Source organism: Marinobacter sp. ST-43, from assembly GCF_030541085.1.
GTDB classification, from domain to species: domain Bacteria; phylum Pseudomonadota; class Gammaproteobacteria; order Pseudomonadales; family Oleiphilaceae; genus Marinobacter; species Marinobacter nauticus.
The window spans coordinates 741,603-764,074 of the sequence record NZ_JASSVO010000001.1; the positions used below are offsets into that span (position 1 = coordinate 741,603).

The 22,472-nt window shown below is 56.9% G+C and carries 21 protein-coding genes, 2 tRNA genes, 1 pseudogene and 1 riboswitch; of the genes and pseudogenes, 13 read left to right on the plus strand and 11 right to left on the minus strand.

All coding sequences use genetic code 11. The annotated features are described in order from the left end of the window. The first annotated feature begins 49 nt into the window (after positions 1 to 49). Entirely contained in the window at positions 50 to 415 is a 366-nt protein-coding gene (locus tag QPL98_RS03495; RefSeq protein WP_011784835.1) for an MbcA/ParS/Xre antitoxin family protein, read from the plus strand. After that, positions 412 to 1,206, plus strand: coding sequence for an RES family NAD+ phosphorylase (locus tag QPL98_RS03500; protein WP_303292685.1), 795 nt, complete (start codon positions 412 to 414; stop codon positions 1,204 to 1,206). The genes QPL98_RS03495 and QPL98_RS03500 overlap by 4 nt, the downstream gene beginning before the upstream one ends. 34 nt (positions 1,207 to 1,240) lie before the next feature. Here the strand turns inward: QPL98_RS03500 and QPL98_RS03505 are convergent, their stop codons facing one another. The 4 genes from QPL98_RS03505 to QPL98_RS03520 form a co-directional block, all read right to left on the minus strand. Then, positions 1,241 to 2,599, minus strand: a complete 1,359-nt coding sequence (locus QPL98_RS03505) for an efflux transporter outer membrane subunit (protein WP_303292686.1) — start codon at positions 2,597 to 2,599, stop codon at positions 1,241 to 1,243. A 4-nt stretch (positions 2,600 to 2,603) separates the two neighbouring features. After that, on the minus strand, positions 2,604 to 4,538 hold the full coding sequence (locus tag QPL98_RS03510) for a MacB family efflux pump subunit (RefSeq protein WP_303292687.1): 1,935 nt from the start codon (positions 4,536 to 4,538) through the stop codon (positions 2,604 to 2,606). After that, positions 4,535 to 5,689: an efflux RND transporter periplasmic adaptor subunit gene (locus QPL98_RS03515; RefSeq protein ID WP_303292688.1), complete on the minus strand. Its 1,155-nt coding sequence runs from the start codon at positions 5,687 to 5,689 to the stop codon at positions 4,535 to 4,537. The genes QPL98_RS03510 and QPL98_RS03515 overlap by 4 nt, the downstream gene beginning before the upstream one ends. A gap of 125 nt (positions 5,690 to 5,814) precedes the next feature. Then, positions 5,815 to 6,420 carry a LysE/ArgO family amino acid transporter gene (locus QPL98_RS03520; RefSeq protein WP_278349986.1) on the minus strand — a complete coding sequence of 202 codons (606 nt, stop codon included), beginning with the start codon at positions 6,418 to 6,420 and terminating at the stop codon, positions 5,815 to 5,817. Between the two features lie 89 nt (positions 6,421 to 6,509). On the opposite strand from QPL98_RS03520, the gene QPL98_RS03525 reads away from it, so the two are divergent. The 3 genes from QPL98_RS03525 (at position 6,510) to QPL98_RS03535 (ending at position 8,775) form a co-directional block, all read left to right on the plus strand. After that, positions 6,510 to 7,382, plus strand: coding sequence for a LysR family transcriptional regulator ArgP (locus QPL98_RS03525; protein WP_278349987.1), 873 nt, complete (start codon positions 6,510 to 6,512; stop codon positions 7,380 to 7,382). Between the two features lie 246 nt (positions 7,383 to 7,628). Continuing rightward, complete coding sequence (locus tag QPL98_RS03530; RefSeq protein WP_011784828.1) at positions 7,629 to 7,835, plus strand: cold-shock protein; 207 nt, start codon at positions 7,629 to 7,631, stop codon at positions 7,833 to 7,835. A 193-nt stretch (positions 7,836 to 8,028) separates the two neighbouring features. After that, entirely contained in the window at positions 8,029 to 8,775 is a 747-nt protein-coding gene (locus QPL98_RS03535; protein ID WP_278349988.1) for a DUF3581 family protein, read from the plus strand. On the opposite strand, the gene QPL98_RS03540 is transcribed toward QPL98_RS03535, so the two are convergent. Continuing rightward, positions 8,757 to 9,608, minus strand: coding sequence for a putative RNA methyltransferase (locus QPL98_RS03540; RefSeq protein WP_278349989.1), 852 nt, complete (start codon positions 9,606 to 9,608; stop codon positions 8,757 to 8,759). The genes QPL98_RS03535 and QPL98_RS03540 overlap by 19 nt on opposite strands. A gap of 149 nt (positions 9,609 to 9,757) precedes the next feature. Here QPL98_RS03540 and QPL98_RS03545 point away from each other — a divergent pair, with 149 nt between their 5' ends. Beyond that, positions 9,758 to 11,488 (plus strand): bifunctional diguanylate cyclase/phosphodiesterase, encoded by a 1,731-nt coding sequence (locus tag QPL98_RS03545; RefSeq protein WP_286715376.1) that lies wholly within the window; start codon positions 9,758 to 9,760, stop codon positions 11,486 to 11,488. Positions 11,489 to 11,541: 53 nt separating this feature from the next. On the opposite strand, the pseudogene QPL98_RS03550 reads toward QPL98_RS03545, so the two are convergent. From QPL98_RS03550 to QPL98_RS03570, 5 genes and pseudogenes are all read right to left on the minus strand, one after another. Then, positions 11,542 to 11,838 (minus strand): annotated as a pseudogene (locus QPL98_RS03550) (metallophosphoesterase); the annotation flags it as partial. Positions 11,839 to 11,956: 118 nt separating this feature from the next. Next, positions 11,957 to 13,447: a Fic family protein gene (locus tag QPL98_RS03555; protein ID WP_199452636.1), complete on the minus strand. Its 1,491-nt coding sequence runs from the start codon at positions 13,445 to 13,447 to the stop codon at positions 11,957 to 11,959. Positions 13,448 to 13,728: 281 nt separating this feature from the next. Then, positions 13,729 to 13,802: transfer RNA gene (locus tag QPL98_RS03560), tRNA-Cys, on the minus strand. 57 nt (positions 13,803 to 13,859) lie between these two features. Beyond that, positions 13,860 to 13,935: transfer RNA gene (locus QPL98_RS03565), tRNA-Gly, on the minus strand. 128 nt (positions 13,936 to 14,063) lie between these two features. Further along, complete coding sequence (locus QPL98_RS03570) at positions 14,064 to 14,807, minus strand: murein L,D-transpeptidase catalytic domain family protein (protein ID WP_121206394.1); 744 nt, start codon at positions 14,805 to 14,807, stop codon at positions 14,064 to 14,066. Positions 14,808 to 14,971: 164 nt separating this feature from the next. Beyond that, positions 14,972 to 15,063, plus strand: a riboswitch (TPP riboswitch). Between the two features lie 48 nt (positions 15,064 to 15,111). Between QPL98_RS03570 and thiB the strand changes: the two genes are divergently transcribed. From thiB to QPL98_RS03605, 7 genes are read left to right on the plus strand one after another with little or no spacing between them, the layout of a single operon-like run. Beyond that, the gene (thiB, locus tag QPL98_RS03575) at positions 15,112 to 16,116 is read left to right on the plus strand and encodes a thiamine ABC transporter substrate binding subunit (protein ID WP_303292689.1); all 1,005 of its coding nucleotides are present in this window, start codon (positions 15,112 to 15,114) and stop codon (positions 16,114 to 16,116) included. 4 nt (positions 16,117 to 16,120) lie between these two features. Further along, complete coding sequence (gene thiP / locus QPL98_RS03580) at positions 16,121 to 17,788, plus strand: thiamine/thiamine pyrophosphate ABC transporter permease (RefSeq protein ID WP_303292690.1); 1,668 nt, start codon at positions 16,121 to 16,123, stop codon at positions 17,786 to 17,788. Then, positions 17,781 to 18,395: an ATP-binding cassette domain-containing protein gene (locus QPL98_RS03585; RefSeq protein WP_011784706.1), complete on the plus strand. Its 615-nt coding sequence runs from the start codon at positions 17,781 to 17,783 to the stop codon at positions 18,393 to 18,395. Before thiP ends, QPL98_RS03585 begins: the two co-directional genes overlap by 8 nt. A gap of 36 nt (positions 18,396 to 18,431) precedes the next feature. After that, positions 18,432 to 19,580, plus strand: coding sequence for an MlaE family lipid ABC transporter permease subunit (locus QPL98_RS03590; RefSeq protein ID WP_303292691.1), 1,149 nt, complete (start codon positions 18,432 to 18,434; stop codon positions 19,578 to 19,580). A gap of 3 nt (positions 19,581 to 19,583) precedes the next feature. Further along, a complete protein-coding gene (locus QPL98_RS03595) occupies positions 19,584 to 20,378 on the plus strand; it encodes an ABC transporter ATP-binding protein (RefSeq protein WP_011784704.1) in 795 nt (264 codons plus the stop codon). Beyond that, positions 20,378 to 21,316 (plus strand): MlaD family protein, encoded by a 939-nt coding sequence (locus QPL98_RS03600; RefSeq protein WP_011784703.1) that lies wholly within the window; start codon positions 20,378 to 20,380, stop codon positions 21,314 to 21,316. Before QPL98_RS03595 ends, QPL98_RS03600 begins: the two co-directional genes overlap by 1 nt. Beyond that, positions 21,313 to 21,921 (plus strand): ABC-type transport auxiliary lipoprotein family protein, encoded by a 609-nt coding sequence (locus QPL98_RS03605; protein WP_011784702.1) that lies wholly within the window; start codon positions 21,313 to 21,315, stop codon positions 21,919 to 21,921. Before QPL98_RS03600 ends, QPL98_RS03605 begins: the two co-directional genes overlap by 4 nt. Here QPL98_RS03605 and pgsA read toward each other — a convergent pair. Then, a complete protein-coding gene (gene pgsA, locus QPL98_RS03610) occupies positions 21,918 to 22,472 on the minus strand; it encodes a CDP-diacylglycerol--glycerol-3-phosphate 3-phosphatidyltransferase (RefSeq protein ID WP_011784701.1) in 555 nt (184 codons plus the stop codon). The two genes, QPL98_RS03605 and pgsA, sit on opposite strands and share 4 nt — an antisense overlap.

Below are 22,472 nucleotides of genomic sequence, written 5' to 3' on the forward strand. Positions count from 1 at the left end.
TATTCAGAGGAGCCTATAATGATGAAAATTCATCAACGGAGGCCAGGGCATGCCAGAAGCTGTTAGTGCAGCACCGGAAACCAGCGATAAAGCTCTGCTGTCCAAAGCCCTGCTGAACGCAGCCAAAGCCTTTGGTTTGCCACAAGCGGAAATCGCGGCCGTGGTTGGCCGCAACCGCACAGGTTTGACCCGCGACGGCATTGATCCGGCCAGTAAGTCGGGTGAACTGGCACTGTTGTTTATCCGGCTTTACCGCAGCGTCTATGCACTGACCGGCGGTGAACGGGAGGCCATGACCCATTGGCTGAACACGCCCAACCACTATTTTGAGGATACACCCAGACAAATGATCCAGAGCACGGAAGGCCTGGTTCGGGTGGTTCACTACCTGGACGCCATGCGGGGGCGGATTTGAACTATCGGGAACGGATTGCCCAGTCCATCACACCGCTGCAAGGCAACCTGTTTCGGGTGGTGGAAAGTCAGGAAGACATCGCGACGGCACGCATCGTAGACAGTATGCAGGAACAGAATCGACTGGAGGAACTGCTGGAAAGCAACAAACCACCGGTGCCCGGCACGGCCCGAAAACGCCATTACCTGCTGACCACCCCGTTCCGCTACCCGCCCCTGAAATACGGCTCACGTTTTGGCCGCAGTTTCGAACCCAGTCTGTTTTACGGAGCCATGAGCATTCCCACGGCTCTGGCGGAAACCGCGTTTTATCGGTTTGTATTCATGAGCCATCTGAAAGTCCCGTTCAAGCGCCCGTTAACCACCTTGCATACGGTGTTCAGCGCCCGATTCCGCACGGAACGAGGTGTTCGGCTGCAGTCTGAACACTGGCAGGATCTGCATCATACGCTGGCAGATCCAGTCAGCTACCGGGAAAGCCAGGCCTTGGGTACCGACATGCGCAGCCTGCAAGTGGGCGCCTTCCAGTTTCTCTCAGCCCGCGCTCTGCAGGCAGGCCTCTATGAGCTCCCCGTCCATCCGGACAACGGCGTCGAAGGCGTCAATGTAGCTTTGTTCAATGCCAGTGTGTTCCGGGACGCCGCCCCCAGAAGTTATCAAAAACTGATTGCCGTGACGTCGCCCAACCAGGTGTCCATGAGCCTGTCGGAACCGGATGGTAGCAAACAGGTTTACGAATTCAGCCTGGACCAGTTTCTGATCGAAGGGGAACTGCCTCAGCCGGCGCCGTAGCTTCTGCCGTTTCTCTCTCCTGATGATCGGCCTGTCAGCCGCCTCCCAGCGCCTTGTAAAGATCCACCGCTGCAATCAGCCGATTCAACCGCACCTGGCTCAGCTGCTGCCGGGCATCAAATACGGTTCGCTGGCTTTCCAGCAAGGTGAGCAAGTCATCTGCCCCTTCCCGGTAACGCACTTCGGTCAACCGCAAAGTCTCTTCCGCCTGGGCGAGAATACTCTGTAACCGCTGCTCCTGATCCAGGTACAGCGCTTCTCTGTCGAGTGCATCCCCTACTTCCTGGAATGCCAAGAGCAGGCTGGCACGGTAACTCGCCAACAAAGCCACCCGCCGGGATTCCGAAATGGCCACATTGTTTTGACGCTGGCCTCCGTCAAACAAAGTCTGGCTGAGGGCAAGCAGGCCATTGGCGGTTTGCAATGGGTCGGCCAGGCTTACAAAGCTGTTAGTAGAGAAGCGAACCGCGCCGCTGAGCGACACCGATGGCATCAAGGCCGCCCTGGCCTGCTCGACCTCCGCACTAGCGGCCAACAGCCGAGCCTCCTCAGCCGCCAGGTCCGGTCTTCGGGTAACCAGGCTAGCCGGCGTTTCCGGGTTGATCTCCGGCACTTGAACCGCAAGTAGCCCAGCCTCCGGAATCTCTTCCGTAAACGGATAATCCCCGGTCAGTAGCCGCAAGGCCGCCAACCGTTGCCTGGCCTGATACTCCAGTGGCGGCACCGCATTCTTCAGGTTCAGTACGGAGGTTTGCTGGCGGGACAATTCCGAGCGATCGGCCACACCGTTACGATACCGGGCCTCGACGAGGGCCAGTGTTTTTTCACCCAGTTCCAGATTCCGACGCGCAATATCCAAACGCTGCTGCAACTCCTGCCATTCGAACCAGGTACTGGCTACCGAGGCCACCAGCGTCATTCGGGCGGCGTCATAGTCATACTCCGAGGCCTGGAAACCCGCGAGAGCCCCGGCTTCCGCGGCGGACAGGCGACCCCAGAGATCCAGCTCGTAGTCAACCGACAGCCCGAGGCTACTCGAACCACTCGTGACACGATCCTGGCCGGAGGCCTCGCTTGCCTGTTTACCCGTGCTTCCCGACGCACCAAGGGTCGGCAGCAAGGCAGCTCCGGCGTTGCGCAACTGCAAATCTGCCTGAATCACTGCCTGAGCGGTGGCAGCCAGATCCGGATTATTCGAAAGTGCCCGGTCTATTAAACGGTTGAGTTCTTCATCATCGAAGGTATACCACCAACGCGCACCAACCGCTTCGCCGGCGCCAGCCCCGATGTGCCACTGGGCTGGCGGATTCAACGGCAGATCAACGGGTTGTGGCTGAAAGCTCGCGCACCCGGTCAGCAACACCGACAACAGAGCAATATGGCGAAGGCTCATAACATTACTCCGAGGCCAGGGCATGAACAGGGTCCAGATGGGCGGCCTTACGGGCGGGCAGAAACCCGAACAGCAGGCCCGTGGCAAAAGCGCAACCAAAGGCCAGAGCCATGGGTAGCAGCGTCATGTGAATGGGTGTTCCCAGGGAGCCAATAATCCGGGTTGCCGCAATGCCGATGACAACACCAATCAACCCGCCAATGGCCGATACCAGCCAGGCCTCGGTCAGAAACTGCTGCAGGATATTCCACGCCCGGGCACCAGTGGCCATGCGAATACCGATCTCGCGGGTACGTTCGGTGACGCTCACCAGCATGATATTCATAACCCCGATACCACCCACAAGCAGGGAAATTGCTGCAATAGAGCCCAGCAGCCAGGTGAGCGTATTCTGGGTTTCCGAAATGGTTTCAATCAATGAAGCCATGTTGCGGATAGTAAAGTCCTCAATGCCATGGCGGGCCATCAGAGTGTCGTGGATGAGGGCTTCGATCTCATCCATACGATCGATATCGGCCACAGCCACGGTGATGTTGCGCAGGTGCGTTTGCCCGAAGATGCGCAGGCTGCCCGTGGTGTAGGGAACAAACACCACATCGTCCTGGTCCTGCCCCATGGGAGAGGCGCCTTTTTCATCCATCACACCAATCACCTGAAACAGCACGTTGTTAACCATCAGGTGTTTGCCGAGAGGGCTTTCGTCGGGAAACAGGGCGTTGGCGGTGGTTTTGCCAAGTACCGCCACGGCTGCGTAGCTGGCTTCATCCTCGGCGCTGAAGAAGGTGCCTTCAACCACAGGCCACTGGCGGGCAACCGGGAAGCGGAAGGAGGTGGCATTGATCTCGGCCGAGTGATCCCGGTTGGAATAGCGCAGCGTCTGGCCGCCAGTCAGTTCAGGTATTGCTGCAAGAACACCCTCTATCTCATTGATTGCTTTGAAGTCAGATGGTACCAGCGTGGTCACGCTCCAGCGCCCACCCCGCTGATCGGGCCCACCGGGGCGCACCAGCAGCAGATCACTGCCCATGGTGCTGATTCTGTCGACCACATCCTTTCGGGCCCCCTCCCCGATCGCCAGCATGGTGATCACTGAGGCAACCCCGATTACGATGCCAAGCAGGGTCAACGCCGTCCGAAACAGGTTACTGTGCAGGGAACGCACCGCGCTTTTCAGGGCTTCCTGCCAGTCACCAAGGCGGGAACGGCGACGGCCATTCTGCTCGGTTGCTGGCATCGCGACTGAGGGCACTTCTGCGCCGGTGTCCTCAACAATCTCTCCATCGGCAATGCGAATTTGCCGACGAGCCACGGTTGCCACATCGGGGTCGTGGGTGATCAGGATAATGGTGTGGCCCTGCTCAGAAAGATCGGTTAACAGCCGGATCACTTCCTGGCTGCTTTTACTGTCCAGAGCACCGGTCGGTTCGTCTGCGAAGATCAACTGGCCGCCATTCATCAGGGCCCGAGCAATAGACACTCGCTGTTGCTGACCACCCGATAACTGTGCCGGCCTGTGCGACAGCCGCTCGCCCAGCCCAAGCCCGGTGAGTAACCGTTCTGCCCTTGCGTGCCGCTCGGCCGGCGCCATTCCGGCGTAAATGGCGGGGATCTCCACATTCTCACGGGCAGTCATCCCGGGCAGCAGGTTGTAACTCTGGAATACAAAACCAAAGGCGTCACGCCGAAGCAGTGCCAGTTCGTCCCGGTCCAGGGCGGATACGTCCCTGCCATTGAATCGGTACTGGCCAGCGCTGGGCTGATCCAGACAGCCGAGGATGTTCATCAGGGTAGACTTGCCGGAGCCCGATGGCCCCATAATGGCCACAAACTCACCGGGCCAGATCTTCAGATCAATGCCTTTGAGTACAGGAACCGCCAGTTCACCCTCACCAAAGGATCGGGTAATGCCATGAAGCTCAATCAACGGCCGCGGGCTCATCTCAGCATACCCCGAAAGGCAGATCTGCCCTCACCCTGAGCGGCCCGTGGATCCCGGTTTGCGAGCACGACCTGGTCACCCTCGCTCACCCCGGACCGCACCTCCACGTATACCCGGTTGCTGATGCCGGTTTCGATGTCCCGAATCTGTGGCTGCCCTTTTGCATCCAGGACCTTGACCTGGTTTCTCGCCACCGCACTGACTGGCACCCGCAATACATTCAGCGCCTCATCCTGGATAAAGAATACCTGGGCGGTCATCTGGGGCAACAACCGCCCCTCCTGGTTATCGACCGTAAACAGGGCGTTGTAGAGCACCACGTTGTTGGTTACTTCGGGAGTTGGCTCAATGTACTGCAACTCTCCATAGAGCTTATGCTCGGCATCACCGAGTGTGGTGAAGTACACCCGCATGCCCGGTTGCAGCTTGCCGACGTCGGCCTCGGACACCTGGGCACGCACCCGCATGGTGCTCAGGTTGGCAATGCGCATAAGCAACGGCGCGGTCTGACTGGCGTTCAGGGTTTGTCCCTGGCGGGCTTCAATGGACACCACGGTCCCGTCCATCGGCGCATAGATTCGCGCATAACCCAGGTTGGCTTCTTCGGCCCGCAGTGTGGAGGAGGTCTGTTCAATCTGGGCTTCAAGCATGGCCAACTGCGCCCGGGCGGACGCTAACGATGCTTCGGCAGTCTGCAGGGATTCCCGTGTGGTCGCGTCTTCGCGCCACAGGTTCTGCTGGCGCTGGAACTGGGTCTCCGCCAGCCGCAGCTGGGCCTTGCGATCGGCTAACTGGGCCTGCTGGTTCTTCAGCTGGGCGCGGGTGGCATCCACTTTCGCCACATAGACGGTAGGGTCGATTTCCGCCAGCAGATCGCCGGTGCTAACGGGTTGGCCTACTCGTACGTGAATCAGCTCCAGCTGGCCGGAAACCTGTGCACCCACATCGACATAATTGCTCGGTTCAAGCACGCCGGTGGCCGAAACCAGATTCTGGATGTCGCCTCGGCTCACCGCCACGGTATTCAACGCCGGCTCATTGCCGTTACCGTTGCGGGCGTACCAAAAGGCAGCGAAAGCCAAAGCGCACAGTACAATCAGAAATCCAACCCACTTCAGCCAGCGATGCCCGGCACGGGTAGCAGAGGCCATTCAGATATCTCCATGAGTTCAAATCAGACCGAACCATAGAGAACTGATACGTGAAAAAGAAGTCGGGGATCAGGGTTTTGCGAAACCTTTACACGAACGATCTCAGGCGCAAAGAGGATATAGGGTTACAGCCCTCCTGCAGCGAGCTGAATAGCAATCGCAGCCATCATCAGGCCGATAACACCGTCAATCACACGCCACGCCGCAGGCCTGGCTAGCCATGGCGCCAGTCGGGAACCGGCCCAGGCCAGCGCACCAAACCAAAGCACGGACGCGCTGCTGGCACCTGCCACAAACGTGGCCGGATCCTGCTGCTGAGCACCCACGGCCGGAATCAGCAGTAACGTGTCCAGATAAACCTGGGGGTTCAGCAAGGTGACAGCCAATGTTGTAAGGATCACACCTTTGACGGTGCTGCGCCGAGCTTCCCCGGCCTCCAGCGACGCGCGCCCCCTCAAAACCCGATAGAACGCCTGGCCTGCGAGCAGCCCCAGGAACGCCACGCCCAACCACCTGAGCACATCCAGCGCCTCGGGCATGGCCATCAGTGCTGCACTCACGCCAAACATGCCCAGGGTGAACAGCAGGATATCCGAAGTCATACACAAACCTGCTGACCACCAATGGTGTTCACGACGAATGGCCTGGCTGAGAACGTAGGCATTCTGGGCACCAATAGCCACGATGATACCGCCACACACAACCAGGCCTGTCAGATAACTCTCAAACACCACTGCACTCCTTATGATTAATGACGAAAGCCTACCCCGTTACCGCTATACTTGAAATTCATCCTGTTAATACCTGATAAGTTTTTCTTATGCTTGACTACAAATTGCTGGAAGCCCTTGCGGCCGTGGTCGACGCCGGCGGTTTTGACAAAGCCGGCGACATGCTGGGCATTAGCCAGTCCGCCATTTCTCAGCGAATTCGTACACTTGAAGTCAGGCTTGGCCAACCTGTGCTGGTGCGAAGCCAGACTCCGAGAGCAACGCCCGCAGGCCAGAGATTACTCAATCATGTTCATCAGGTGCGCCTGCTGGAACGCGACCTGACCAGTTCCATTCCCTCCCTGGCCGAACCAGCCACTCGATTTCGCGTCGCGCTCAATGCCGACAGCCTCGCAACCTGGTGGGCCTCTGCCGTCGGCGACTTCTGTACCGAAGAAGGAATACTTCTGGACATGGTGGTAGAAGACCAGGACGTAGGACTGCGGCGCATGCGCGAGGGCGACGTAGCCGCCTGCCTTTGCAGCAGCCCTCAGCCGGTTGCCGGCGCCCGGTGCATACCGCTGGGAGTGATGACGTATCTGCCATTGGCCACACCGGAGTATACCCGCCGCTATTTTCCAGACGGGCTGAACAACGGGAGCCTGCAATCCGCGCCCGCCATTGTGTTTGGCCCCAACGACCAACTCCAGCATCGATTTCTGGCCCAGGTAGGCTATCAGGGCAAATTTCCGCACCACCTGTGCCCCTCATCCGAAGGCTTCGTAAAGCTCGCGCTGGCCGGCATGGGCTATGGAATGATTCCGGAAATTCAGGCCCGGGAGCATATCCAGGCAAATCAACTGGTTAATATCGCCCCTGGCAGCGGCCTGGAAGTACCGCTTTACTGGCACTTCTGGCGGCACGGTGGGGAGTTGATGTCTCGGTTGACCCGGAAACTTCAGGATTCTAACGGGCTGGTTTAAGTGGTTTCTGGTGATCAGGGTATCTGCCTAGAAAAAATAGCTATGCAAACCATCCAGACAGGAGTACAGTGGCGGTCGTTGGAAAGATTTAGCAAAGCATTCATCAATAAGACGCATCCCTGTTGTTATAAGTAGTGTTCGTCCTGTTTTTGATCACGCCAGTTTTTATGTTTCCGCACACCGCTGACCTGCCCTCACAACGAGATCAGGCGGCACATTAAATGATTGAATTCAGGATAGTAAAATATGTCTACTGTTACCGGTACTGTTAAGTTCTTCAACGAATCCAAAGGCTTCGGCTTTATCACTCGTGAAGGCGGCCCGGACGTTTTCGTTCACTACAGCGCCATTCAGGGCGGCGGCTTCAAGACTCTGGCAGAAGGCCAGCAGGTTGAATTCACCGTGACTCAGGGCCAGAAAGGTCCTCAGGCGGAAAACGTAGTTGGTCTGTAATTAACAGCCCAGTACGATCAAAAAGGCAGCTTCGGCTGCCTTTTTTGTTGCCTGAAATTCCGTGTTAGTCCGTATTCATCCTTATTAGTACCATGGTCGGGCTCACCTTGAGCCACGCTAAGGCCTATAATGCCTGCTCGGGTGAATTCACTCCCCAGGCCCTCGAGGCTCAGCAAACCAGAAAAGGCCCACCATGTTTTCTGAACAGTTCTATTCCGTCCAGGACGGACGTATTGTGATTTCCGCACCCCAGGCCAGCTACTTTGCCAAAGAGATCGCCGGGGACTTCAATCCGATCCACGATCCGGACGCCCGTCGTTTTTGCGTGCCCGGCGACCTTCTGTTCACCATTGTGGTGTCCCGTTTCGGGCTCTCAGAAAATATGACCTTCAAGTTCCGTAACCTGCTTGGTGCCGAGGTTCCGCTTGAGTTCCGCGAAAGCGAAAATGGCGAAGCCATCAACGTTGTCGACGAAGCCGGTAAGGTCTACCTGGAAGTTACCCGTAAAGGCGCGGTAACCCGGGATGAAAAAGTGATTGAAGAGTTCAGTCGGTGCTATGTTGCGGCGTCCGGGAAAAACTTTCCGCACACGCTCAAGCCCTTGATGGAATCACACGGGGTGATGTTCAATCCCGACCGGCCAATGGTGATGTATGAGAGCATGAGCCTGGCTCTCACGCAGCTGGAGAACCCTCAGCCAGACCTTGAGTTGAATAATGCGGATCTGGAAGTTGCGGGGAAACGCGGCAACGTAACGCTCGAATACAATTTGCAGTCTTCTGGAAAAACCGTTGGCGAGGTTTCCAAGCGCCTGGTGCTGGCTGGCCTTCGGGAATACTGCCCTGAAGCCATGGCCGGCATCGTCGAAGAATTCTACCGGCTCAAGGCAAGGGGTACCCGCTGGGGGATAGAGAGCGAGGATCAACCTGCCGGATTGTAACGTTCAAACGTTTGCAGGCAGACATCCACGGTTACCGATAACGTTTTCAGCGCCGCAGCCCGTGCCCTGCCTTCCGCACTCGCCCGGTAGAGGTGCGGGGTCATTGCCAATAAATCGGCAATAGGATCGGCGCCCTCGAGATGCAGTGTAAAGCGTAAATCCTGGGTGCCAATTCGCCGAAATCCTTCTGGTACCAGAGCCACTTTACGAGAGTCTGCGCGAACTTCCGGATAGACAATCTCCCGCAACTCCCTCAGATGATCCTGGCCGGCGTCTACTTGCACCAGTCGCCCACCCGGCCGCATAACCCGGGCAAACTCCGGATACACCGGAAATCCGAAAAGGCAAAGAAGACGGTCCACTGAAGCCGACAACACCGGCAGATTAGCATTGCTGCCAACCACCCAACATGCGCGCTTTTCCCTGCGCGCCGCCGCCAGCACCGCCCACTTGGAAATGTCCAGTCCGAGCAACGATAGTGAGATTTCGTCCTCCTGGGACGCTAGTTGGCGCAGATAATAGCCCTCACCACAGCCGGCATCCAGACAACTGAGTTCGCTGCCCGTCGCAGCGTCGTTCAGGATTGCAGCCGACACGGCATCCGCAATCGGGCGATAGTACCCCGCCTCAAGAAAGCGCTGGCGCGCCGCCACCATGGTTTTACTGTCGCCGGGATCTTTCGAGCGCTTTTTCTGAACCGGCAGCAAATGTACGTAACCCTGCCGCGCAATGTCGAAGCTATGGCCCTGCGGACATCGCCAGGCTTTATCTACCCGCTGCAGCGGGTTGCCGTCGAGTGGGCAGGCGAGGGATTCGAAGGAAGTGATGTTCACTGAGCGTCCAAACGTTGGAAATGCCGGGCCATTCTAACAAGGAATACCCCATCAGGCTCGCAAACTGCGGAATGGCTTCCTATTCTTGTTGTGAATGACTCGAAAACGCTTAGATGCGTTCTCACCCACCGGGAGGAGTCTCGTCCGTCATGGAGAGGAATAAGGACAGATCGTCGTTACCGTCACAATCGGAGCAAAGTGAACAAAAGTTCCATGAGTTGATTGAGAGCCTGCCGATGGTTGCCGTTCAGGGTTACGACCGGAATCGGAGGGTCATCTATTGGAATGAAGCCAGCACACGATTGTATGGGTACTCCAGAACTGAGGCTCAGGGAGAGCTGCTGGAGGACCTGATTATTCCGGAGCCCATGCGCGCAGCCGTCATTGAGGCCCATACTAACTGGCTTGATCACAACATCAGCATTCCCTCGGAAGAACTGGAACTGAAACATAAGGCGGGCCATCTGGTGCCGGTTTATTCCAGTCACGTCATGATCAAACAGGACACTGGCGAGTGCGAGATGTTCTGTATCGACATCAGCCTGGAAGAGCAGAAGCAAACCAGGGAAGAGCTGGTCCACCGCGCCAGTTTTGATGACCTTACCGGGCTGCCCAACCGCCGTTTGATGGAATCTGAGCTTGAAAGCCGTTTGGCGGAGGCAGAACGCCAGGATCGTGAAGTTGCCGTGATCTTTCTGGATCTGGACAACTTCAAACTGATCAACGATACCCTCGGCCACCATCACGGCGACACCCTCCTTAAATCGGTAGCCGACATTCTAAAGCAGGAACTAAGGCACAGCGATCTGCTCAGCCGTTTCGGAGGCGACGAGTTCGTGCTTCTTCTGTTTGATTTTGACGGCCCAGAGGGAATTCATGAATTGCTCCAGCGTCTGATCAAGGCGCTGGAAAACAAAGTGCAGCTTCAAGGTGATTGCTATCAGGTATCGGCAAGTTTTGGCGTCAGCCTTTACCCACACAATGGCGGCACCGTAGCAGAACTCATGGGCAACGCAGACGCGGCCATGTACCGCGCAAAGGAGATCGGAAAAAATACGGTCTGCTTCTACACCTCTGATATCAACGACCGGCTGGTCGAATACCAACAGATAACCGCCCTGCTGCGCCAGGCCCTGACAAATGGTGGCCTGGAGCTTTACTACCAGCCACAAATAGACCTGAGAACTGGTGGGACGACCTCCTGCGAGGCGCTTTTACGATGTTTCGATAAAGCATCAAACCTTGTCTCTCCGGCGACATTTATCCCGGTCGCTGAAAAATCCGGACTTATAAACCGTATCGGTGACTGGGTCATCGATGCCGCATGCAAACAGCTCAAAGCCTGGCAGGGAACTGAGCTCGCGGGCGTGCGTATTGATGTCAATCTGTCCGGTCGCCAACTGACCAATCCACACCTGGCTGACCAGATCCTGGAAACCATCCAACACTATGGCTTGAAACCTGAGCAACTCGGGGTGGAGCTCACGGAGAACGAGGTGTTTGGCAGTGAAGAAAGCCAAACCAGGCAACTGGAGCGCCTCAAGGCTGCGGGGCTCCATATATCCATTGACGACTTCGGCACTGGTTACTCTTCCCTGGTTTATCTTCGGAAGCTGCCGGTATGCAGCATCAAGATCGATCGAAGCTTCCTTCACTATGCTATGGAAAACGAAAGCGACATGTCCATCATGAAAGCCATGGTTACGGTCGGCCAGAGTCTCGGGTTGAGCATTCTTGTAGAAGGTGTAGAGACGGAGCAACAGGCAAAGCTGATACGTGATCTCGGTTGCGATTTCGCTCAGGGCTTTCTTTACGCCAAACCGATGCCGGCGAAAGCGGCAGAGGCGTTTATGAAGCTCCGGACTTCGCGCAATTTATAAGCAACGAACGAAGCCTGATTTCATTCGGATTAGCCTTGCTGAAGGGGTACGCCAGGGGGCCCCCAGAATCGGACTCCCTCGATTTCAACACCGCTGTCTTCCAAATAGATGGCTTCGGTTAATGCCTGCCGCGCGAGTTCCGGAGTTTCCTGAAAAGCCCAGTCATGGTTACCGGCAACAACAATCTTGTGCCTGTGAGGCAAAGTCCCAAGCCAGTCGTTGAAGTCTATGACGTTTTCTAACGTACCCTGCCCCAGGCAGTCCCCGGCATGAATCAGCACATCACCGTCCGGGATGCCTGGAATGCACCTATGCAGGCTGTGGGTGTCGGAAATACAGACCAATTTCATTTCATTCAATCTGTGTTTAATGGGTTAGAGATTTCGCTCCACTGTATACAAGATAACAGCAAGCTGTTGGCAATTTCGGTAACCCTTTTTCGACAATCAGGGGTAGAAGCCCTCGCTGCTACATAGGCTTGATGTCTTCATTTACCAGGATTCGATATGCCTGTTCCAGCGCATCGAAGATCTCTTCTGGAACCTTGTACTGATATTGCTTGCGTCGGTGATTCGAAATGCGGCCGTTCTGGTCCAGGCAGAACATCACCAGCCTGGAGAGATCGGTGTTGGGTATATCGAAGGACTGGTCTATGCGGCGGTAGATTTCGTCGTACCGCGTGAGGAACACGGTCTCTTCTTTCAGGTGTTGTTCAATAGCCTGTTTGGTTGCACGGGCCATAAATTCTGCGCAGTGGGTGCCATCCCAGTACCGGTAAAGGGCTTCATGGCCCTTAAATTCGAACTGAAACTGGTTTTCGTCGATGTAAGTAACATCCCAGTACTGCCTCGCTTGTTCCGAAAACGCTTGCAGCACACCTAGATATTCGGATTCATTCTGGCGTAACACTATGGATACAGGAAGCACCAGGCCATTCTGAAGGGCTCCACGCTGGCACAGTACCTGGTGAAACAAAAACCGGGACAGGCGGCCATTGCCGTCCATAAAGGGATGAACAAAAACAAAACCAAAAGATACGATGCTGGCCAATACCAGTGGGTCCGTATCTTCCGGCTGCTGGTTTGCCAGCACCATCAGATGTTCCATCAAGGAACGCGAGAGTTCCGGGGCCGGCGGCACATAGCTAACACCCAGCGCACCGCGCAGGCCGTTACTGAGATAGTTCTGTTCCGTTCGGAAAGACACCGCCTGGGAGAACACGTTGCTGATAACGGCGTTTTGCAGGTCTACCAGGTAGTCTTCATCCAGTTTTCGGGGGCTGTGGGCCTGTTTCAGCAGGTTCACAAAGCGGGTGGCTTTATCTTCCGACGGTGCTTCGTTTTCAATGGCGTAGGAATCCCTAGTTTCGTGCAGGTAGGCCCAGGCCAGCGTGCGGTTAAGAATGTCTTTCGGCAGCGACTCGGTAAACTCGGTTGCTTTTTGCAGCAAGTGTTCATCAAGCAACGCCTGAAGCTCTCTGGTTCGCCGCACTGTGATGCAGTAATCCAGTGTGCCCAGGCCATTGAATATCACTCGCCAACGGGGATTCTTCTGTCCCTGGCCGGTAATGTAGGCTTTGGGGTTAAACAACGGCACGTAAGCCTGCTGGATGCTCTCCGTGGCGCGTCGAATCGTCTCACCGGTAAAGTGTTCCCACAGGAAGCAGGCCTTGCGCAGGTATTGGCTGTTTGGGGAGGCATCAAAGGCCTGCCGGATCTCAGGCTCTGGGATGGCCGGCAGTGCCTGGGCCAATACTTGCAAGTTGATACCTTCGTGTTTGATGGCAAACAGAACGTGCCCCAGGCGATCGTCCGGGGCCGGGGCCAGCTTTGCGGGCACAGCAATAGTCTGGCCGATGGTTTCCTTGCGGGTGACCGAGCGCACTTCCGCAGATATCGCCGGCGCTATGGCCGAGATACTGTCCTGATTAATAAGATGTGCGTAACCTGCGTACTGCATGTTTTCCCTTTCATCCCCTCGCCAAAACTTTATTTACACGAAACTCCCTTTTTTTACACTTTTGATAATATAGGCAACATTTTTTACACGCAAGGTCCGGGTGCTCACATTGACTGTACCTGCTGCGAGGCACTAAAAGCGAGAGCAGGAAATCATCTCGCCGTTATAGTCAAAATCGACGCTGAAATCGCTGAGAGAGATGGAAAAAATTAGGAAAACGTTCGCGGGAAAGACGCCGGTTATTTTCCGAAATCGTAAGCAACTGAAAAGCAAGGGTAAAATGGAGGCGCGGGTCGGAATCGAACCGGCGTACACGGAGTTGCAGTCCGCTGCATAACCACTCTGCCACCGCGCCGGGGAAGCCTGGATTCTGGCTTTTGCTCTCAGGAGGCATTGAGAGACTTGGAGAAATTGGAGCGGGAAACGAGATTCGAACTCGCGACCCCAACCTTGGCAAGGTTGTGCTCTACCAACTGAGCTATTCCCGCTCTAATGTTTCAGAGGCATTGCCTCGTCAACGGCTGCGTATTCTACGGATTCCGCCTTCGCCGTCAACACCTTTTTTTCAACTTTCTGTTTTTACTGAAAATCTGCACAAAGTTTAGCCAGCAACGATTCAGGATCGATCCCCAGCCACCGCTGTTGCATTACGCGCACCGGCCAGCTGCCCGGCGGAATCGCAGTTCAGGTAACTGGAGGACTGGAGCCACTCCTGATCGGGGTAGTATTTAAACACCAGCTGTCCGCCCTTGAGCTCGTCTACCACGGTTTTGATGATTTGATTGTCTACCGCCGGACAGCCATGACTACGGCCGATTCTGCCGTACTTTGTTACCCAGCTGTCCTGAACGTAGTCTGCACCATGGATAACAATTGCCCGCTGACGAGCCAGGTCGTTGAAACCCGGTTCCAGTCCATCAAGGCGCAACGAATAGCCATGGGAACCCCGATAGGATTCGGCGGCTTTGAACAGGCCGATACTGGACTGGTGACTGCCCTCGATATTGGAAAATGCGGTTGCCTCAGCATTACCGGAGTTTTTACCGTGAGCCACGAGGTCACGAAGGATTAATTCTCCTTCGTTCAGATCAAACAACCATAGCCTTTCTTTGGAGGACGGCAAAGAGAAGTCGATCACCGCCAGCCGCTCTGGCATGGCCGTGCCATTGCTGATGGCGCAACGGGTTGCCTTGAGTGCGGCTTCGAGAACCTGCGGGCTGAGCTTGGGAGCCGCGGAGGCCAAACGTCCAAACATATCATCGTTCGCGGTTTGGGCGTGGCCTGCGGCCGACAACCCAAGGGTAAAAAGCGCGCCTGCAACCAGAGCAGAAATTCCTCGTCGTTTGTGATGCTTGGGCATCAAACTTACCTCTCAACCAGATAGAAGCTGCATAAATCCACAGATCAAAAAATGCCCCATTCTATCAATAAAAAATGAGACACCCGTCATCGCCGTACAAAAAATAAACAAGCAGTAATCAAACATACGAATTCCGGGGTGTGGCTCCGGCGTGATAGCATTGACTCAACTCAACGGGGTGCCTGGAAGGGCTGAGACCATACCCGCGGAACCTGACCCGGTTAATACCGGCGTAGGGATTGAGTCACCACCTTTCGTGGTGTTCGCGGCATGGCACCCCCGCTACTGAACAAGGTGCCAATGTATGATTTCACGCTTGATTCCCGCGTTGTTCGCCGTGTCGCTGCCGCTGATGGTTGCCGCCGATGAACCGACCGTCCTGAATGTGTATACCCACCCCTCCTTTGCCGCCGAATGGGGCCCGGGGCCCGCGGTTAAAGAGGCGTTTGAAGCCCAATGCGGCTGCTCCCTGAACTACACGGTATTGGACAGCGGCGGAGACATTCTGCAAAGGCTCCGGCTGGAAGGAAGCTCCACCCCGGCAGATGTGGTTCTGGGGCTGGATACCGGCACCATGGAGACCGCTCGGCAAACCGGCCTTCTGGGCCGCCACGGCCAATCACTGGAACGCCTGGCATTGCCTGTTAACTGGGACGACGACACTTTCGTGCCCTACGACTGGGGCTATTTTGCCTTTGTCTACGATACAGAGCAGTTGTCGGAACCGCCCTCAAGCCTTGAAGAACTGGTCAACGCGCCAGACGATCTCAAGATCATCATTCAGGATCCGCGCACCAGCACACCGGGACTCGGCCTGTTGCTCTGGATGCATGCCGTCTATGGTGATGAAGCGCCAGCAAAGTGGCAGCAGCTCAGCGACAAGATTCTCGCAACCACCCAAAGCTGGAGTGACGGTTATTTCTCGCTATTCATGAATGGCGAAGCGCCTATGATCCTCTCTTACAGCACTTCTCCTGCGTATCACATGGCTATCGACAAAACTGACCGTTATCAGGCGGCCCGTTTCAATGAAGGACATTACCTGCAGGTGGAAGTCGCCGCCCTGGTGGAAAGCTCCGATAACAAGACACTTGCCAGAGAGTTTCTGGACTTCATGCTGACCGCGGACTTCCAGCGTCATATTCCACTGAAGAATGTAATGTATCCGGCGGTTGATCTTGGCGATGAATTGCCAGACGTTTTCGACAAGCTGATTACACCATCCGAAGCCCTGTATATAGACCCCGCGAAAGTTGCCACCATTCGCCGACAGTTGGTGAACGACTGGCTTGATGCACTGACCGACTGATGTGATGCCAACACACGCGAGTGCCGCCCCCTTCAGCCATCCTGGCTGGCAAATCTGGCCCGGCCTGTTACTCGGCACCGGGCTATTGCTGCTCGTGGCACTTGGCCTGGGGAGCATACTACAGGAGGCCGGAGAGCTGGATCCGGGGCGCACGCTGGCAAGTTCCTATTTCCAGAGCGTGGTCCGATTTACCCTTTGGCAGGCCTTTTTATCTGTCCTGTTAAGCTTGGCGCTGGCGCTCCCGGTAGCGACCGCCCTCGCCCGCTACAGAAGCTTCCCTGGTCGCACATTGATTATGCGGCTGATGGAGTTGAGTCTGGTTTTACCCACTATCGTGGCAGTCTCAGGCATCATAGCGGTGTTTGGTCGGCAGGGCTGGTTCACCGGCCTGCTCAATATCTGGGTTCCTGGAAATGGATGGAATCTTTATGGGCTGAACGGCATTCTGCTCGCCCACGTGTTCTTCAATGCGCCACTGGCGGCCCGAATCCTGTTGCAGGCTCTGGATTCCATACCCGCGCCACGAATGAGAACCGCCTCTCAGCTTGGGCTCGGCGGCTGGTGGCTGTGGCGTGCGGTACACTGGCCCGCCATCAAACCGGTCCTGCCCGGCGTGGCGGCACTGGTGTTCACGCTCTGCTTCACCAGTTTTGCCATCATCATGACGCTGGGCGGAGGGCCAGGAACAACCACCCTGGAAGTCGCCATCTACCAGGCACTGCGCTTTGAATTCGATTTCGCCCGTGCCGCACTGTTTGCCATTCTGCAGCTGTTGATCTGTGGCAGCCTCTGGTGGCTGGTTTTCCGGAAACGCCTGGACACCGCGGTACTGCCAAACCGACGGCTATCGCGTCAGGTCCCTCTGTTCGCACGGCGCTGGCAAGGGTTTTCAGCAAGTCTGCTCCTGGCGATTTTCACGGCCTTTCTGGTCGCGCCACTACTGGCTATTATTCTGCGCGGTTTACCGGCCTTGTGGCCAACGGCGGATGCTACTTCTATTTATCAACAGCTATTGCCGGCCACCGCTCGCAGCCTGTTAATCGCCATTCCAGCCGGGCTCGGTTCGGTGGTCGTTGCCTTGCTAACCCTGGCGGCAACCAACAGGGCTCGTCTGCGCTGGCTGGCCATAGTGCCGGCCGTCACTGGCTATCTCCCATTGATCGTACCGCCTCTGGTACTGGGGACCGGGCTTTTTATTCTGTTAAGGCCGCAATTGGGGAACACCATGCAGGGCTGGTTCCTGGTGGCACTGATCAACGGGCTGATGGCCGTGCCGTTTGTGCTACAGATACTGCGCGGACCTCTCGCAAGCCTGGACGCCGGATCACTCAAACAGGCAGACCAACTGGGCCTCCTGGGCTGGTATCGATGGCGATGGCTGTATTGGCCGCATCTGCGCCGTCCAGTTGCTCTGGCCCTGGCGTATGGTGTGGCATTATCTCTGGGTGACTTCGGTGTTATCGCCCTGTTCGGCAGTCCCGGCAAACCCACTCTCCCCGTTTTGCTATATCAGCAACTGGGTAGTTACCGCTTAGGGGAGGCCGCAGGTACCGGACTCTGGCTGTTGGGGTTACTGATACTGATTTTTGTATCGCTCTCCCGTGTTCCCGGCATTAAGTCCAGAACAACTTCCGCTGCGAGCCAACCACTGCCGGAGCCTGAACATGCTTGAGATCAAAGATCTGGCCTTCGAGTATGGCCCTGACGGCCATCTCTGGCGATTCGATTTTTCCGTGCCTGCTGGTGAATGTCTGGCCATCCAGGGCCCGAGCGGTTCCGGCAAATCAACCCTGCTCAGTCTGGTTGCAGGTTTTCTCCCGCCAGCCAGCGGCCGGATTCTCTGGCAGGACAAGCCGATCCACTTGCTAAAACCCTGGCAGCGCCCGGTAACGAGCGTGTTCCAGGAACACAACCTGTTCGAGCACCTGGATGTCTTTACCAATATTGGCCTTGGCATTCACCCCGGTCTCAAGCTGGATGAATCTCAACGCCACGCCATTGAAACCGGGCTGGAACGCACCGGGTTAGCAGGTTTCGGTCCCAGAATGCCTGGCGAGCTTTCCGGTGGCCAACGCCAGCGCGTTGCCTTGCTGCGAGCCATCCTGCGGCGCCAACCATTGCTCTTGCTGGATGAGCCAATGACTGGCCTGGACACCGAGACCCGGAAGATTCTGTACGCCATGCTTCTGGAAGAAAAAGCCCGGGGCATCACCATGCTACTGGCCAGTCACGATGAAGAAGAACGCAGAATACTGGCAGACAGCCACTGGAATCTTTAAGCTTTCAGAGAACTCAAACAGGGACTCCGTGACTCCGTGGCAAATGAACCCGGCCTATCTCAGCCACTTGGCGCCCACACTCTCGGTAACGCCGAATTCGGTGGCCATACGCTGAAGTTTTCCGGCGACTGGACTCTGTCCCACTATTCCGCCCTGAATCGGCAAACAACTGCCCTGAAACCTCGCGCAGCAGGCTGCAACCCGGATTTTTCCGGCCTGGGTCGCCTGGACACCGCCGGCGCCTCGCTGATGGTGAAATTGCTTGGCAGCGACGCTCTGATCAGCGCTCTGGAACGAGCCAAATTACCGGATGAACAGCGTGCCCTGATACAGGCGGTTGCTGAAGCCATGAACCAGCCGTCGGCGGAGATCGCAACCGTCAACCCGGTCGTGGCGTTCCTGGCGGAGATCGGAAAGAAGGTGACCACGCTGGGGCAGCTGGTCTGGTTGCTGGCCGGGTTTATTGGCCAGACGCTGGGCACGCTGTTCTACATCCTGCCCCGGCCTACTCGCTGGCGTATAACACCCTTTGTGGCGGCACTACACGACACCGGCCTGAATGCCCTGCCCATTGTGGCCTTGCTCACCTTTCTGGTTGGGGCCGTGGTAGCGTTTCTCGGCGCGACGGTTCTTGAGGACTTTGGCGCGACTATTTACACCGTGGATCTGGTGGCGTTCTCGTTCCTGCGGGAGTTCGGCGTACTTCTGGCAGCCATCCTGCTGGCCGGCCGAACCGCCAGTGCATTCACTGCACAGATTGGTGCTATGAAGGTCAATGAAGAACTCGACGCCATTCGCACCCTTGGGCTCAATCCGGTGGAACTGTTGGTGGTTCCCCGGGTATTGGCGATGATGTTCAGCCTTCCCATTCTCACCTTTATCGGCATGATCTCCGGGATGGTTGGCGGGGCCATGGTTTGCGCTCTGGCACTGGACATTCCACCCAGTCAGTTCATTGCCATTGTCGAACGGGACATTGCCCTGAAGCACTTCCTGGTCGGCCTTGGCAAGGCGCCGGTGTTCGCGTTTCTGATTGCCGTCATCGGTTGCCTGGAAGGCTTCAAGGTGGCGGGCAGCGCACAGTCTGTCGGTGAACACACTACCTCAAGCGTGGTGCAGTCTATCTTTATGGTGATACTGCTGGATTCCGTGGCAGCGCTGTTTTTCATGGAAATGGGTTGGTAAGGCATGGCAGATCATCCGGTCATACAGGTACGCGCACTCGACAACCGGTTCGGTAGCCACATCGTTCATGAGAAACTCGATCTGGATCTTTACCCCCGGGAGATTCTTGGGGTGGTCGGCGGCTCCGGCACCGGCAAGTCAGTTCTGTTGCGCAGCATTGTTGGCCTTAATCCGCCATCCGGCGGACATATCACCGTTTTTGGTGAAGATTTGACGGAACTATCCGCCACGGAGCGCTCCCGCTATGAGCAGCGTTTCGGGGTTCTGTTTCAGGGCGGCGCCTTGTTCACCTCGCTGAACCTTGAGCAGAACATCGCGCTGCCGCTGATTGAACATGCCCGGCTGTCGCGGGCCGAGGCGGAAGAACTGGCCCGAATGAAGCTGGCCTTGACCGGCCTGCCACCAGAAGCCGCCACGAAATACCCGGCCGAACTCTCCGGCGGTATGGTCAAGCGGGCGGCCCTGGCCCGGGCGCTGGCGCTGGACCCGGAAATCCTGTTTCTGGATGAACCAACCGCCGGTCTGGACCCGATCGGCGCTGCCGCCTTTGACGAGCTGATTGTCACCCTTCGCAACGCACTGGGCCTGACGGTATTTCTTGTTACCCACGATCTGGATACCCTGTACACCACCTGTGACCGTGTTGCGGTTCTGTCTCAACGCAGGGTGCTGGTTGCCGATACTCTGGAAAAGGTGGCACAAACCGACGATCGCTGGATTCAGGACTACTTCCATGGTCCCCGTGGCCGCGCGGCGATTACAGCCCACAACAGGCTAACCAAACAGGAGCCCGGTTAATGGAGCCCAAGGCCCATCACGTTATCATCGGATTCTTCACGCTTGCGGCAGTCATCGCTGCCTTGCTGTTTGCTCTGTGGCTGGGCAAATCATCTACCGACACTAACTGGGCCTATTACCGGATCGGGTTTGATCACCCGGTTGGCGGGCTGGCCAAGGGTAACCCGGTCCTCTATACCGGCGTCCCGGTGGGCGACGTGCTGGATCTTACCCTGGCGCCGGACAACCCCGCCCATGTGCGGGTACTGGTGAGGGTGAATCAGGATATTCCGGTACGGGAGAATACCCGCGCGGGCCTGGTACTGGCCAACATAACCGGCAGCATGAGCATACAGTTTACCGGAGGCACACCAGACAGCCCCATTCTGGAAGGCCACAAAGCCAATCCACCGCTGATAGCCGCCGAGCCTTCGGCCTTCAGTAACCTGCTGACCAATGGCGAGGCCATGCTCGGCAAAGCAGAGCAGTTGCTGGAGAATGCCAACCGGCTGATGTCCGAAGACAACCTGAGCAACATTGCCGAAATTCTTGAAAACGCCCGCCAGGCCAGTGAATCCCTGCTGGCGAGCCGGGACGAGCTTGAGGCGCTGATGACCCGGTTCGATGAAGCCGGCATCCGTGCCGAAGAAGCTGCCATCAAGGTGTCTGCCGCGGCAGACAGGTCCCGAGAGGTCCTGGATGAGCGGGTGGAACCGGTTCTCCTGGCCATGTCCAGGGCGCTGACCACCCTTCAACCTACCCTGGATCGACTGGACACCCTCACCGGCGACAATGAACTGGCGCTGGACGCTGGGCTTCAGGGTCTGGGAGAAATAACCCCTGCATTGCGGGAGCTGCGTAGCACCTTGCGCAACCTGAACTCGTTTACCCGCAGGCTGGAGCAGGACCCCACCGGAACCTTGTGGGGCGGCACCGGCATCAAGGAGTACGAACAATGAAAGTGCTATCCGCTCTCGCCTTGGGCCTGGTTCTGGCTGGCTGCACGGTCTTCCCGGTGCCCGAATCCCCTCGCCTGATGGAGCTGGCACCAGCGAGCGACTTGCCAGCATTTGACCAGGCGCTGCCGGCCAGCCTTCGGGTAGATACGCCACTGGCTTCTGACCCGCTGGACAGCGCTCGTATTCTGATTAAACCGTCGGCTTACGAATACCGGGCCCTGGCAGGCGCCCGATGGCGAGAGAGTATTCCCGTGGTCGTTCGCGATCACCTGCTGGAAACCTTCCGGGCAAGCGGCGCGTTCGCGAATGTGATGACCGACACCAGCCCGGCAACGTCGCAGTTAACCCTGGTCTCCGAGCTGACCGGATTTCATGCTGAGAATGGTGAAACTGGCACACGGGTGGTGATCAGGCTGCATCAGCAACTCATGGATAATCGCACCAGACGGAGCTTGTGTGTGAGGAGTTATGAAGCCAGTGCGAACGCACAAAGCACCGCGCTGGGGGAGTTGATGGAGGCCTTCAGTAATGCCAGTGCACATTCATCCGTGACCACAGTCACCTGGGCACACCAGTGTATGGCCCAGGAACCTCCGGCCAATTAACCTGCCTCTTTCGGAAACAAGTCAGCCCAGGCGGCACGAAGGTAGAGAATCATGGACCACAGGGTCAGCACTGCTGCGATGTATAGCAGACCGATGGCCACATAAGCCCAGAAATTACCCGGCGGAAACGCCAGCAACCCGACAATGGCCGCCATCTGAGCGGTGGTCTTGATCTTGCCGATATAAGACACAGCAACACTGGCGCGACTGCCCATTTCGGCCATCCATTCACGCAACGCCGAGATCACAATCTCGCGACCGATAATCACGGTGGCGGGAATTGTCAGCAGTACCGCCGAATACTCTTCGATCAGGACCGCCAGCGCCACTGCCACCATGAGTTTGTCGGCCACCGGATCCAGGAAGGCGCCGAAAGGCGTACTCTGGTTCAGCTTGCGGGCCAGGTAGCCGTCCAGCCAGTCCGTCAGACCCGCCAAAGCAAATATGATGGCGCTGACCAGGTAGCTCCACTGCATCGGCAGGTAAAAGATCACCACGAATACCGGAATCATCACGATACGGGACATGGTCAGTATGTTCGGTAAATTCAT

What these genes read in the sequence shown, in the direction of transcription:
- QPL98_RS03525 (WP_278349987.1), top strand. Translation starts at nt 6,510, where the DNA reads ATGCTTGACTACAAATTGCTGGAAGCCCTTGCGGCCGTGGTCGACGCC.
- QPL98_RS03515 (WP_303292688.1), bottom strand. Translation starts at nt 5,689, where the DNA reads ATGGCCTCTGCTACCCGTGCCGGGCATCGCTGGCTGAAGTGGGTTGGA.
- pgsA (WP_011784701.1), bottom strand. Translation starts at nt 22,472, where the DNA reads ATGAATTTACCGAACATACTGACCATGTCCCGTATCGTGATGATTCCG.
- QPL98_RS03505 (WP_303292686.1), bottom strand. Translation starts at nt 2,599, where the DNA reads ATGAGCCTTCGCCATATTGCTCTGTTGTCGGTGTTGCTGACCGGGTGC.
- QPL98_RS03585 (WP_011784706.1), top strand. Translation starts at nt 17,781, where the DNA reads ATGCTTGAGATCAAAGATCTGGCCTTCGAGTATGGCCCTGACGGCCAT.
- QPL98_RS03530 (WP_011784828.1), top strand. Translation starts at nt 7,629, where the DNA reads ATGTCTACTGTTACCGGTACTGTTAAGTTCTTCAACGAATCCAAAGGC.
- QPL98_RS03570 (WP_121206394.1), bottom strand. Translation starts at nt 14,807, where the DNA reads ATGCCCAAGCATCACAAACGACGAGGAATTTCTGCTCTGGTTGCAGGC.
- QPL98_RS03545 (WP_286715376.1), top strand. Translation starts at nt 9,758, where the DNA reads ATGGAGAGGAATAAGGACAGATCGTCGTTACCGTCACAATCGGAGCAA.
- QPL98_RS03510 (WP_303292687.1), bottom strand. Translation starts at nt 4,538, where the DNA reads ATGAGCCCGCGGCCGTTGATTGAGCTTCATGGCATTACCCGATCCTTT.
- QPL98_RS03495 (WP_011784835.1), top strand. Translation starts at nt 50, where the DNA reads ATGCCAGAAGCTGTTAGTGCAGCACCGGAAACCAGCGATAAAGCTCTG.
- QPL98_RS03600 (WP_011784703.1), top strand. Translation starts at nt 20,378, where the DNA reads ATGGAGCCCAAGGCCCATCACGTTATCATCGGATTCTTCACGCTTGCG.
- QPL98_RS03595 (WP_011784704.1), top strand. Translation starts at nt 19,584, where the DNA reads ATGGCAGATCATCCGGTCATACAGGTACGCGCACTCGACAACCGGTTC.
- thiB (WP_303292689.1), top strand. Translation starts at nt 15,112, where the DNA reads ATGATTTCACGCTTGATTCCCGCGTTGTTCGCCGTGTCGCTGCCGCTG.
- QPL98_RS03555 (WP_199452636.1), bottom strand. Translation starts at nt 13,447, where the DNA reads ATGCAGTACGCAGGTTACGCACATCTTATTAATCAGGACAGTATCTCG.
- thiP (WP_303292690.1), top strand. Translation starts at nt 16,121, where the DNA reads ATGCCAACACACGCGAGTGCCGCCCCCTTCAGCCATCCTGGCTGGCAA.
- QPL98_RS03605 (WP_011784702.1), top strand. Translation starts at nt 21,313, where the DNA reads ATGAAAGTGCTATCCGCTCTCGCCTTGGGCCTGGTTCTGGCTGGCTGC.
- QPL98_RS03535 (WP_278349988.1), top strand. Translation starts at nt 8,029, where the DNA reads ATGTTTTCTGAACAGTTCTATTCCGTCCAGGACGGACGTATTGTGATT.